This window comes from Lapillicoccus sp., assembly GCF_046595215.1.
GTDB lineage: Bacteria > Actinomycetota > Actinomycetes > Actinomycetales > Dermatophilaceae > Lapillicoccus.
This window is the reverse complement of the sequence record NZ_JBKJPP010000074.1, coordinates 16,845-28,742: the sequence shown is the minus strand read 5'-3', so window position 1 is coordinate 28,742 and position 11,898 is coordinate 16,845. Positions and strand designations below refer to the sequence as shown.

The 11,898-nt window shown below is 70.4% G+C and carries 12 protein-coding genes; 2 read left to right on the top strand and 10 right to left on the bottom strand.

What is annotated here, in order from left to right:
• On the bottom strand, nt 1-1,299 hold a 1,299-nt coding region (locus tag ACLL9L_RS06235; protein WP_411283777.1), incomplete at its 3' end, for an acetate--CoA ligase.
• A gap of 156 nt (nt 1,300-1,455) precedes the next feature.
• On the opposite strand from ACLL9L_RS06235, the gene ACLL9L_RS06230 reads away from it, so the two are divergent.
• Nucleotides 1,456-2,202 carry a lysophospholipid acyltransferase family protein gene (locus tag ACLL9L_RS06230; protein ID WP_411283776.1) on the top strand — a complete coding sequence of 249 codons (747 nt, stop codon included), beginning with the start codon at nt 1,456-1,458 and terminating at the stop codon, nt 2,200-2,202.
• Nucleotides 2,203-2,216: 14 nt separating this feature from the next.
• Here the strand turns inward: ACLL9L_RS06230 and ACLL9L_RS06225 are convergent, their stop codons facing one another.
• The 6 genes from ACLL9L_RS06225 to ACLL9L_RS06200 all read right to left on the bottom strand — a co-directional run bounded on the left by ACLL9L_RS06225 (nt 2,217) and on the right by ACLL9L_RS06200 (nt 8,384).
• Nucleotides 2,217-3,836 carry a S8 family serine peptidase gene (locus ACLL9L_RS06225; protein WP_411283775.1) on the bottom strand — a complete coding sequence of 540 codons (1,620 nt, stop codon included), beginning with the start codon at nt 3,834-3,836 and terminating at the stop codon, nt 2,217-2,219.
• 144 nt (nt 3,837-3,980) lie between these two features.
• Entirely contained in the window at nt 3,981-4,562 is a 582-nt protein-coding gene (locus tag ACLL9L_RS06220; RefSeq protein ID WP_411283774.1) for a hypothetical protein, read from the bottom strand.
• 98 nt (nt 4,563-4,660) lie between these two features.
• Nucleotides 4,661-5,233: a hypothetical protein gene (locus ACLL9L_RS06215; protein WP_411283773.1), complete on the bottom strand. Its 573-nt coding sequence runs from the start codon at nt 5,231-5,233 to the stop codon at nt 4,661-4,663.
• Between the two features lie 212 nt (nt 5,234-5,445).
• On the bottom strand, nt 5,446-7,065 hold the full coding sequence (locus ACLL9L_RS06210; RefSeq protein ID WP_411283772.1) for a cation acetate symporter: 1,620 nt from the start codon (nt 7,063-7,065) through the stop codon (nt 5,446-5,448).
• A gap of 14 nt (nt 7,066-7,079) precedes the next feature.
• Nucleotides 7,080-7,424, bottom strand: a complete 345-nt coding sequence (locus ACLL9L_RS06205; RefSeq protein ID WP_411283771.1) for a DUF485 domain-containing protein — start codon at nt 7,422-7,424, stop codon at nt 7,080-7,082.
• Between the two features lie 162 nt (nt 7,425-7,586).
• Entirely contained in the window at nt 7,587-8,384 is a 798-nt protein-coding gene (locus ACLL9L_RS06200; protein WP_411283770.1) for a hypothetical protein, read from the bottom strand.
• Nucleotides 8,385-8,947: 563 nt separating this feature from the next.
• Here ACLL9L_RS06200 and ACLL9L_RS06195 point away from each other — a divergent pair.
• Nucleotides 8,948-9,172, top strand: coding sequence for a LuxR C-terminal-related transcriptional regulator (locus ACLL9L_RS06195; protein ID WP_411283769.1), 225 nt, complete (start codon nt 8,948-8,950; stop codon nt 9,170-9,172).
• Between the two features lie 15 nt (nt 9,173-9,187).
• Here ACLL9L_RS06195 and ACLL9L_RS06190 read toward each other — a convergent pair whose 3' ends face one another.
• The 3 genes from ACLL9L_RS06190 to ACLL9L_RS06180 are packed head-to-tail and all read right to left on the bottom strand — an operon-like array spanning nt 9,188 to nt 11,888.
• Nucleotides 9,188-10,738 (bottom strand): cation acetate symporter, encoded by a 1,551-nt coding sequence (locus ACLL9L_RS06190; protein WP_411283768.1) that lies wholly within the window; start codon nt 10,736-10,738, stop codon nt 9,188-9,190.
• Complete coding sequence (locus ACLL9L_RS06185) at nt 10,735-11,124, bottom strand: hypothetical protein (RefSeq protein ID WP_411283767.1); 390 nt, start codon at nt 11,122-11,124, stop codon at nt 10,735-10,737. Before ACLL9L_RS06185 ends, ACLL9L_RS06190 begins: the two co-directional genes overlap by 4 nt.
• Nucleotides 11,121-11,888, bottom strand: a complete 768-nt coding sequence (locus tag ACLL9L_RS06180) for a LytR/AlgR family response regulator transcription factor (protein WP_411283766.1) — start codon at nt 11,886-11,888, stop codon at nt 11,121-11,123. The genes ACLL9L_RS06185 and ACLL9L_RS06180 overlap by 4 nt, the downstream gene beginning before the upstream one ends.
• Nucleotides 11,889-11,898 lie beyond the last annotated feature (10 nt).

Sequence of the window (11,898 nt, the reverse complement as noted above, 5' to 3'; positions counted from 1 at the left end):
GCCGGGGAGCGGGCTGAGCATGATGGCTCCCGTTTCCGTCTGCCACCAGGTGTCGACAATCGGGCACCGCTCGCCGCCAATGACCTTGTGATACCACATCCAGGCTTCGGGGTTGATCGGCTCGCCGACGGTGCCGAGCAGCCGCAGGCTCGACAGGTCGTGCTTGGCCGGCCAGTGATCGCCCCACTTGATGAAAGCGCGAATCGCCGTGGGGGCGGTGTAGAATATGGAGACGCGGTACTTTTCGATGATCTCCCAGAACCGGCCTTCATCGGGCCAGTTGGGAGCGCCCTCATACATCACGACCGTTGCTCCATTCTGCAGCGGGCCGTAGCAGATGTAACTGTGCCCCGTGACCCAGCCGATGTCGGCGGTGCACCAGTAGACGTCGGTCTCCGGGTGGAGGTCGTGGACGACCGAGCTGGTGTATGCCGCCTGGGTGAGGTATCCGCCCGTCGTGTGGAAGATGCCCTTGGGCTTGCCCGTCGTCCCCGACGTGTAGAGGATGAAGAGCGGGTGCTCGGCCTCGTGGCCGACGGCCTCATGGGTCTCGCCCGCGGCCGCGAGGGCCTCGTCCCACCACAGGTCGCGCTCGTTCCACGCGACGTCCTGGCCGGTGCGCCTGACCACCAGGACGTGCTCGACCGAGGTCTTGGTCTTGGTGAGTGCCTCGTCGACGGCCGGCTTGAGGGCGGCAGGCGCGCCGCGGCGGTAGCCACCGTCGGCGGTGATGACGACCTTGGCCTTGACGTCGAGGAGGCGCGAGTTGAGCGCCTCGGCGGAGAACCCGCCGAAGACCACCGAGTGCGGTGCGCCGATGCGGGCGCAGGCCAGCATCGCGACGGCCGCCTCCGGGATCATCGGGAGGTAGATCGCGACGGTGTCGCCCTTGACGACGCCGAGGTCCTGGAGGGCGTTGGCCGCCCTCATCACCTCGGAGTGCAGCTCGGCGTAGGTGATGTCGCGGGTGTCGCCCTCCGGCTCACCGACGAAGTGGATGGCGACACGGTCGCCGTTGCCGGCCTCGACGTGCCGGTCGACGCAGTTGTATGCCGCGTTGAGCTCGCCGTCGGCGAACCAGGTCGCGAACGGGGCCTTGCTCCAGTCCAGGACCTGGGTGAAGTCCTTGCTCCAGCTCAGGTAGCTGCGGGCCTGCTCGGCCCAGAACCCCTCGTAGTCCGCCTCGGCAGCGGCATACAGGGCCTCCGTGCCGTTGGCCTGGGCCGTGAACTCGGGGCTGGGTGGAAACGATCGGTCTTCGCGGCCGAGGTTCTCGAGCGTCTGGTTCGACACGTGCATCCTCCTGCGTCGGTGCGGGGCGAGGGGTCCGACGCCTACTCAACCCCTTCGGCGCCATGCACGACAAGTGCGGGCGATCCGATGTCCGTCAGGCGGACGTAATCCGCGACGAACGGGCGCCCAAACCGTTCGGGCCCCCGTGACGAACAATGGAGTATGAGCGACCTCACCTACCGGATCGTGATCGCGGTATGCCGTCTGCTCTTCCGGGCGCTCGGGCTGCGGTTCGAGGTGCGCGGGCTCGAGCACGTGCCGACCAGGGGAGCGGCCGTGCTCGCCAGCAACCACGTGTCCTTCCTCGACTTCATGTTCGTTGGGCTCGCCGGGAGCGACAGGGGCCGGTTCGTGCGCTTCCTCGCCAAGGAGCCGGTCTTCCACCACCGTCCGGTCGGCACCGTGATGCGCGCGATGGGCCACGTCCCCGTCGACCGCCGGCATGGCGAGGTGGCCCTGCGGCAGGCCGTCAAGAAGGTGCGGGCCGGTGAGGTCGTCGGCGTCTTCCCGGAGGCCACGATCAGCCGCTCGTGGACCCTGAAGGACGTCAAACGCGGTGCGGCGGCCATCGCGATCTGGGAGCAGGTGCCGCTCGTCCCCGTCATCGTCTGGGGCGGCCAACGCATCTTCACAGCCGGCCCGAGGTGGAGCCTGCGCCGGGGCAAGGCCCTGACCGTCCTCGTCGGTGCGCCCATCCACCCCCTGCCGGATGCCACCCCCGACGAGGTGACTGCCGAGCTGCGCATCCGGCTCCAGGGCCTGCTCGACGAGGCCGTGTCGACCTATCCGGACCACCCGCGCAGCCACCACGACCGCTGGTGGCTGCCCGCGGCGGCCGGCGGGACCGCACCGCGCCCGGAGGTCGCCGCCGACCTGGACGCGGCTGCCCTGGCCCGCGCCGACCGCTGACCGCTGACCGCGGCTCAGCGCACCGCGTCGAGGGCATCGACGATGCCCTCGCCGTAGAAGCTGTTGTCGAGCACCGGGCCGACGCAGGCCGGCCCGACGTTGTTCTCGGCTGCGGCGCAGGCGTGGTCGTCCGCCTGGGCGCGCACCTTCGCCACCAGCTGGGCCGGCTTCCAGGTGGGGTGCGCCGACTTCATCAAGGCCAGCACTCCCGCCACGTGCGGCGAGGCCATCGAGGTGCCGCTCAGCACCCCGTAACCGGTCGGCGCCGTGGTCAGGGGCAGCGTGGAGAGGATCCGTCGACCCGGGGCCGCGACGTCGATGACGCCGAGGCCGCGGTTGGAGAACGACGCCAGTGCCGTGCTCTGCGTCGTGGCCGATACGGTGACGACACCCGGCAGCTCGGTCGGGATGTCGTGGCACCCGCTGTTGATGGTGCGGTGGACCGGAGTGGAGTCGTCCGGGCTGCCGTTGTCGGTGGTGTTGTTCGAGAGGTCGGTGGCTGCGTTGCCGGCCGCCGCTGCGTGCACGACGCCGCGACGGGTCGACCACGCGACGGCACGGCGGACGGCCTCCTTCGCGGCATACTGGTCGGGCTGGTCCTCGCAGTAGAACTCGAAGGGATCGACGAAGTAGCTGTTGTTCGTCACGTCCATGTCCTTGAGTCCGGCCCAGATGAAGCCGCACACGGCGTATTCCGGGTAGATGAACCCGTCGTTGTTGACGACCTTCACCGACGCGAGGCGGACGTTGGGGGCCACGCCGACGATGCCGATCCCGTTGCGGGCGGCGCCGATCGTGCCGGCGACGTGGGTGCCGTGATAGCCGCCGGGCCCCTTGTTGTCGAGCCAGCCGGTGGCGGAGAGATCCGGTCGGCCGGCGTCCGAGCAGTTCACCGAGTCGGCGACGTCGAGGTTGGCCCTGAGGTCGGGATGGGTTCCGTCGATGCCGCTGTCGAGGACCCCGACGATCACCTTGCGCGACCCGTCGGTGACCTGGTGGGCCTGGTCGGCCTTGATCTGGACGTTGTCCCACTGCTCGCTCTCGCGGGGGTCGGGGGCGACGGCGGCGACGCTCTCGGTGGTGACGTCCTTGGTGACCCTCGCCCCTGCGGTGCGGGCCGCGGCGAGCGAGCGACCCCACGTCGTGGGGACTGCGGCCGGGGTGCCCTCCGAGACGGCGACCGTGCGGCTGGCGCCGACGGACTCGACCGCGTGCTCGCCGTAGCGCACCACATCGGCCCGGAACGCCGCCCGCTCGGAGTGGGCGACGACGACGCCGATCTGGGGCCACGACTGGACGACGACGCCACCGGCCCGGACGACGGCCCGCTCGACGCGTCTGGTGAGCTCGGCCCGGTCGCGACCGGACCCCTTGGAGGAGGAGCCTTCGGCGTCCTTCGCGCCATCCTGAGTCTCGTCGCTGCGCTCGGGCTCCCCCGCGTTGACGATGTAGCTCATCAGCTGACCGTCAGGGGTGAGGATCGGCACGGGTGTCGAGGGTGTCGACGGTGGGGACGGCGGGTCGTTGCGGTGCGCGGACGCCACCGACGCGGTGCTCCCGAGCAGGGCGGTGGAGGCGACGGCGATCGAGGCGACGGTGAGGGCGGCGCGGCGGCGGAGGACGAGGCGTGACATGCGAGCTCCCAGTGGGTGGTTGGGCAGGGTCGACGGCGACGGTGCCTCCGACCCTGCCCATGGTGGGGTCTCCTCAGTGGGCTCGCATCCTGAGATTCCGTCCGGACCGCGGCGTGGTCCGCGGCGATGGTCGGGACGCGCGGGTCACCAGCGGTGGGCGACGTCGATCACCAATCGCGAGGCGTTCCCGGGTCCGGAGAGGATGAACGCCCGGTAGGGAAGCCGCGCGCGGACCCCGAGCCCGATCGTCGTCTGACCTTCGAAGGAGCCCCCGTCGGCGACCTGACGGAAGGTCGAGAAGCCGGACACGTTCGTCAGCTCGCTGCGGTTGGCCGGCTTGAAGGTCGCGAGGCCCGCGGTGTCGTAGCTGGGGGCCATGACCACGACCTGGAGCCTGGCCCCGCCCCGAAGGCTCACGGGAAAGCCGCTGCCGTCGGCGAAGACGGTGTTGACGTACTTCACCGAGTAGCCCGTCAGCCGGCCTGAGAGGTTGACGACGAGGCGGTCGTAGCAGGCGTGCCGGCCGGACCGGACGTTCGTGATCGAGGCAGCGGCCGAGAGACCTCCAGAGGTCTTGTCGACGGAGCCCCACGAGACGGAGCAGGACGGGGCGGCCGCGGCGGTCGGAGCCTGGGCGACCGCTGCCGGCGCCATCGCGAGGGACAGGGCGATGATGCCGGCGCTCGCGGTCCAGCGGACGAGGGGGGAGAGCTGACGAGGTGTCATGGTGTCCTCCTTTCGGGACACCATGTAGACGTCGAGATCTCTTGCTCGGTTGACACCGGAGGATCTCCCCCGATGGCGCGGGGGAGATGCTCAGGCGGTCACCAGTGGTGGGCGACGTCGACGACCAGCCGCGAGCCGGTGCCGGGTCCGGCCAGGACGAAGACGCGGAAGGGCAGTCGTGCTCGGACCCCGAGGCCGATCGTCGTCTGGCCCTCGAGCGACCCGGCGTCGGCGACCTGACGGAAGGTCCGGAAGCCGGAGACGGGGCTCAGCTCGCGCGGATCGGCCGGGCTGTAGGTCGGCTGCCCGGTGTTGATGTCGAAGGTCGGCGCCTTGACGACGACCGCCAGTCTCGCTCCGCCCCGGAGGGCGACGGGGAAGCCACCACCCTCGGTGAGGACGGTGCCAACGTAGGACACCGAGTAGCCGCTGAGCGACCCGCGCAGGTCGATGACGAGGCGGTCGTAGCAGTGGTGCCGACCGGATCTGACACCGGTGATCTGACTGGTGGGCAACAGGCTGCCCGCGGCCTTGGTGAGCGAGCCCCAGGTGATGCCGCAGGCGGGGGCTGCCTCGGCTGTCGACGTCGTGAGGGTCAGGGCCGAGGCCAGCGCGAGGAGGAGGGCGATGATCGACGAGCCGAGGATGCGGGTGCGGTGACGAGGTCTCATGGCGGCGTCCCCTTTCACAGGGAGAAACAGCCGTACCGTGCCGCTGCCGGTGTGACACCGGTCGCGATGACGACCTCGTCATTGTTCCACTTTCGCGGTGGCACCATGGAAGTTTGAGGTCCGTGCCCAGCGCAGCGCCCCCGGTCCCGGGGGGGGCCGAGGGCGTTGCGGTGAGGCGGTGCAGTTGTGAGGTCGGGGAGCCCGCCGTCCGATCAGTGCTCGACGGTGGCCTTCTCCGCGCCCGCGCCGGTCAGGGAGCGGACCTCCATCTCGGCATACTTGGCCTCGTTGTGCTCACGGGAGGTGATCGTCCCGATGTAGCCGAGCAGGAAGCCGAGCGGGATGGACACCAGGCCCGGGTTGTCGAGCGGGAACAGGTGGAAGTCGATACTCGGGTCGGTGATCATCGACGCGCTCTTGCCCGTGGCCGCGACAACGGCCTTGCCGGAGACGACGGGGCTGAAGATGATCAGCGTCACCGCGCTGATCAGACCGCCGTAGATGCTGAACAGGGCGCCCCGGGTGTTGAACCTCTTCCAGAACAGGGAGTAGAGGATCGTCGGCAGGTTGGCGCTCGCCGCGATGGCGAAGGCCAGGGCGACGAGGAAGGCGATGTTCTGCCCGTTGGCGAAGATGCCGCCGATGATGGCGACCGCCCCGATGACGAGTGCCGTGATCCGGGCGACCTTCACCTCGGAGTCCGCGCTGACCTTGCCCCGCTTGATGACGCTGGCGTAGACGTCGTGGGCGAAGGACGCACTGGCGGTGATGGTCAGCCCGGCGACGACCGCGAGGATTGTCGCGAACGCCACCGCGGAGATGAGGCCGAGGAGGATCTCGCCACCCAGCTCAAACGCAAGCAGGGGCGCCGCGGAGTTGGCTCCACCGGGGGCAGCCTTGATCTTGTCGGCCCCGACGAGTGCGGCGGCGCCGTAGCCGAGGACGAGGGTGAGCAGGTAGAAGAGGCCGATGAGCCAGATGGCCCACTCCACCGACTTACGGGCCGCCTTGGAGGTCGGCACCGTGTAGAAGCGCATCAGCACGTGGGGCAGTCCGGCGGTGCCCAGCACCAGGGCGAGCGAGAGGGAGAGGAAGTCGATCTTCGACGTCGACGAGGCGCCGTACTGCTTCATCGGGTTGAGGATCGCCCCGCTGCCGGCCTTGTCGACCGCTCCCTGGAAGAGGGAGGACAGGTTGAACCCGTACTTGCCGAGGACCCACACGGTCATGACGAACGCGCCGATGATGAGCAGGACCGCCTTGACGATCTGGACCCACGTCGTGCCCTTCATGCCACCGACGAGCACATAGATGACCATGATCACGCCGACGACGGCGATGACCACGCTCTGGGCAACCTTGCCGTCGATGCCGAGCAGGAGCGAGACGAGACCGCCGGCTCCGGCCATCTGGGCCACGAGGTAGAAGAAGCAGACGACGAGGGTCGAGATGGCTGCGGCGGTGCGCACGGGGCGCTGCTTGAGCCGGAACGACAGGACGTCGGCCATGGTGAAGCGGCCGGTGTTGCGCAGCAGCTCGGCGACGAGCAGGAGCGCGACGAGCCAGGCGACGAGGAAGCCGATGGAGTAGAGGAACCCGTCGTACCCGTTGACCGCGATGGCCCCGGCGATGCCGAGGAACGATGCGGCAGAGAGGTAGTCGCCCGAGATGGCGATGCCGTTCTGCGGGCCGGTGAACGCGCGGCCACCGGCGTAGAAGTCCGCGGCGGAGGAGTTCTTGGCCGCGACCTTGATGACGATGCCGAGCGTGATGAGGACGAACACCACGAAGATCGCGATGTTGACCGTCGGGTTCCCGACGTTGGTGGCCATGGGCACGAGGGCACTCACAGCTGGCCCCTCTCCATGTGGTCCCGCAGCCTGTCTGCCGCGGGGTCGAAGTTGCGGTCAGCCCAGCGGACGTAGGCGATGGTGATGGCGAACGTCGACACGAACTGGAGCAGGCCGAAGATCAGCCCGATGTTGATGTTCCCCACGACCTTGGTCGACATGAACGCCGGGGCGAACGCGGCGAGGATGACGTAGAGGAAGTACCACGTCAGGAAGAACGCGGTGGTCGGGAAGACGAACTTGCGGAACCTGCGGCGCAGGTCCTGGAACTCCTGTGACTGGGCGACGTCAAGGTATCTCTCGGCGTGTTCTTCACTGATGTCGGGAGCGGCGTTGCTCACGGTGGCACCTCCGGGGTGTCTGGCCGCAGGCTGCTCCCGCGGACCTCATCAGGGTGGGGCTGACGGGTATGCCGTGGGAAGACACCGCGCGCCAGGTGGGATGGGGTGTCGCCCAGCGGGACGAGGCTCTGCGCCGAGCGGTGTGGCGGCCGCGCCGAACGGTCAGTCGACGCGGGTCCGACACATCGTGGTCACCGTGGCCGCGACGAGGAGGGTGGTCGCAGCACCGAGGACGGCCGCCGCGTGGCCGACAGTGCCGGCCGTGCCCAGGAGCAGTTCGTGGACCGCTGTCGCGGGGCTGAGCCGGTGCAGAGGCCCGGCTGGGCCTCCTTGGGCGGCCAGGGCCAGGACCGGTCCGCTCGTGAGGAGCCAGACCACAGCCGCCACGGGCGCGGCATGGCCCGAGCGCAGGAGCACCGAGGCGCAGAGGCCGAGCAGCGACCAGACCAACCATGACGCGGCTCCCACTGATACCAGCACGGTGAGATCACCGGGTGACGTGAGGACCCAACGCGGTGTGCCCTGAGACAGGACAACGGCGCAGACCAGAGCAGCGGCCGTGGTGAGGGTCGACGCCACGACGGAGAGGACGGCCAAGGCGGCGATCTTGCCGACGGCGACCGCGCGGCGGGAGGGACCCCTCCCGACGAGCAGCCTCAGGACGTGGTCGCGGTGGTCCCCCCGCACGAGCAGTCCCCCACAGATGAGGGCCACCACGGGAAGCGTCTGGGAGGTCACCGTGGCCATGCCCTCGCGAAGGCGGGCCGGCTTGAGCTCGCCGATCCGGGAGCTGATCTCGGCCGGGCTCGGGCCGTCGGATCCGTCGACGAGACCGAGCAGGGCTCGCACCGCCAGGTATCCGACGACCACGGTGGCCGTAAGGGACAGGACGAGGGCGAGGCCAACAGGGCGGGACCGCACGGCTCGTCGCACCTCGGCCCGGATGACGACGGCAGCCATTGGGTGCCCGCGCGCTCGTCGCCCGCGAGGAGGTCGTGGACGACCTCGGCCAGGCCCCGCCCCTCGGGGCGCAGCTCGCAGAGCGGCAACCCTGCCGAGACGAGGTCGGCGGCGAGGGCCGTGGCGGCCTCGGCGGTCGAGACGTCGACGAGCACCCCGACACCCTCCCTGCGGGGGGCGGTGGTGAGCCGACTGGCCGAGCTCGTCGGTGAGGTCGAGTCCCAGGTGCGGACGTTCGTGACGAACCGACCCTCGCGCCCGGCTCTCGAGGAGGCCCGGGTGTCCGACCGGGCGCTCCTCGATCGCGGGGTGACGGTCCGGAGCATCGGCCTCGACAGCGTGCGCTCGGACCGGAGGTTCATGGCCCACCTTGCGTGGTTCCGCGAGAGCGGCGCGCAGATCCGGACGACCCCGACCCTGCCGCTGCGCCTGCTCATCGTCGACGACGACGTGGCCCTCCTCGCCCAGGACCCGGCCGATCCCTCCGTCGGTGCCGTGGTGCTGCACGGGAAGGGGCTGATCGCGGCGGTCTCGGCCCTCTCGACCTGCACTGGGAGCGTGCCGTGGATCCCTTCGGGGAGGCCGCTGCGAGCCCCTCCCCGCTCACGCCGAGCGAGCGCGGCCTCATCAAGATGCTCGCCCAGGGGCACAAGGACGAGGCGTGTGCCCACAACGTCGATGTCTCGGTGCGCACCGTGCGCAGGATGGGCGCCGACGTCACGGAGAGGCTGGGCGCGGGCAGCCGGTTCGAGCCGGCCATCCTGGCGACCAGACGCGGCTGGATCTGACCGGCGCTGGCAGGCTCAGGCGGTGGTGGCGGGGCCGCTGACCGCCTCGGGGGCATGCAGTCGGACCATCGTGCGGGAGGTCCCGGCCGGGATCCGCGAAGGGGTCGCGAGCGACACGACGATGGCGACGAGGAAGGCCGTCGGCATGGTCCAGGCCGCTGGCTGGGCCAGCAGTGCGCCGAGCCAGCCGTGTCCGGTGGAGGACACGCCACCGAGGACGGTGATGGTCGTGGCGCCGAGCGCGAGCACCCCTCCGGTGAGGAGCCCTGCTGCCGCTCCGGGGACGGAGAGGCGACGCCACCACACTCCGAGGATGAGCAGGGGGCAGAAGGTGGAGGCGGCCACGGCGAAGGCGAGACCGACGGTGTCCGCGAGGCTGACGTTCGGCGTGAGCCAGCTTGCGGCATACGGGAGGATCACGGCGACCACGGCGGCGAGCCGGAAGGTCTGGATGCGCGACACGTCACCGCCGGACATCCGGTGCAGGCGCGGGTCGAGCAGGTCCTGGTCGATGACGCCGGCGACGGAGATCGTCAGCCCCGAAGCCGTGGAGAGGAACGCGGCGAAGGCGCCGCCGGCGAGGACGGCGGAGAGCAGGGTCCCCAGCAGCCCGGGGGTCATCGCCTGGGGCAGGAGCAGGGTGACCGAGTCCGGTCGGACGGCCGCGGGCAGCGTCGGGAGGTACACGCGCCCGAGGACGCCGTAGACCGGGGTGAAGACGTAGAACAGCCCGAGGAGAGCGATGACGACCAGTGTCGTGCGCCGTGCCGCCCGGCCGTCGGGGTTGGTGTAGAAGCGCACGAGCACGTGGGGCAGGCCCATCGTCCCGAAGCACAGGGCGAGGATCGTGCTGTAGGTGGAGTAGACGGGGTGGTCCCGTCCGCCGTAGCCCGACAGGGCGTCACCCCAGGCCGCGCCACCGGCCCCGGGGGCCACTCCTGGTGCCGGGTGACCGCTGCGCACCCAGATCGCGAGGAGCACGAAGGCCGGGACGGAGATCGCCGTGAGCTTGATCCAGTACTGGACGGCCTGGACGAGGGTGATCGAGCGCATCCCGCCGGCGACGACGTTGGCCAGCACGACGACCGCCACGATGAGGCTGCCGAGGCCGGGAGGGGCGCCGGTGACCGTGCTCAGCGCGAGGCCGGCCCCCTGGAACTGCGGCAGGAGGTAGAGCCAGCCGATGCCGACGACGAGGACGGACGCGAGCGATCGGACCTGCTTCGACTCCAGCCGGGCCTCGGCGAAGTCGGGCAGCGTGTAGGCACCCGAACGGCGCAGCGGGGCCGCGACGAGGACGAGCAGGACGAGGTAGCCCACGGTGTAGCCGACCGGGAACCACAGCATGTCCACCCCGAGCGAGTAGACGAGCCCCGCCACCCCGAGGAACGAGGCAGCAGAAAGGTATTCGCCGCCGATGGCCGACGCGTTCCACCCCGGGCTGACGCTGCGGCCGGCGACGTAGAAGTCGCTCGTGGTGCGCGACAGCCGCAGCCCGAAGGCGCCGATGACCAGGGTTAGGAGACAGACGACGCTGATCGCGACGATGCCTGCCGGGCCGTTCACAGCCGCGCCATGAGGTCGGTGAACTCGCGTTCGATCCGCTCCGACTGGTGGACGTAGATCCGGGCGGCGATCGCGACGACGGGATAGATCAACACGCCGACGGCGAGCCAGGGCAACGGGAGCGGGCCCACCTCGAGGTGCCGGGTCGCCGGCAGCAGCAGGAACATCGCTGGCAACCCGAGGACGACGGCGCCGACGAAGAGGAGGATCGCGAGGGAGAGGCGCAGCTGGGCCCGCAGGAGCGCCGAGAGGTAGACCTCGCCGAGGCCGGTCTGCTCGGCGAGCTCCTGGGTCGCCGGGCGATGCGCCGCGCGCCGCCGTGCCTCCCTTCGAGGGGAGGTGATCCGGACCCGGCGGACCGGCCCGGTCGGTGGTGCGGAGCTCATCTCGGGGCCGTGCGCACGAGGCGCTCCCGGAGGGTCCGGGTGTGGCGCCGGCTCACCTGGAGCTCATCCTCACCCACCCGCACGAGGCACCGGCCGCCGTCCATCGAGACCGCGCTGACGTGGGCCAGGGACACGAGGGTCGAGCGGTGGATCCGAACGAACCCGTGCTCACCCCAACGCTCTTCGAGGGCGTTGAGCGAGATCCGCACGAGGTGGGAACCGTCATCGGTATAGAGCCGGGCGTAGTCCCCGTGGGCCTTGGCGAAACGGATCCGACTGCGCTGGATGAACCGCGTCACCCCCCCGAGCTCGACGGGAATCGTCTCGTCGTCCGCGGCCGGCCTCGCCGACGGTGGGGTGGAGGGGTCGGCATGCTGGACGACGACCCTGCGCACCGCTTCCGCGAGCCGCTCGGCCCGGACCGGCTTCATGACGTAGTCGGTCGCCTCCAGCTCGAACGCGTCAACGGCGTGCTCCTCGTAGGCCGTGACGAAGACGACCTGAGGCCGCTCCGCGAACCGGGCGAGGACCTTGGCCAGGTCGAGCCCGTCCAGGCCCGGCATCGAGATGTCGCAGAAGACGACGTCGACGGTGTGGGTCTCGAGGGCCCGCAGCGCCTCGGTGCCCGACATCGCCGTGTGGAGGGTGCCGATCCGGTCGTCCTGGCGCAGGAGGTAGGTCAGCTCGGCCAGTGTCGGCGCCTCGTCGTCGACGACGAGGGCGCGCAACCGCGGCGCGGGGGGCGGGGCTGACGTCGGCGGCATACGGGTCAGG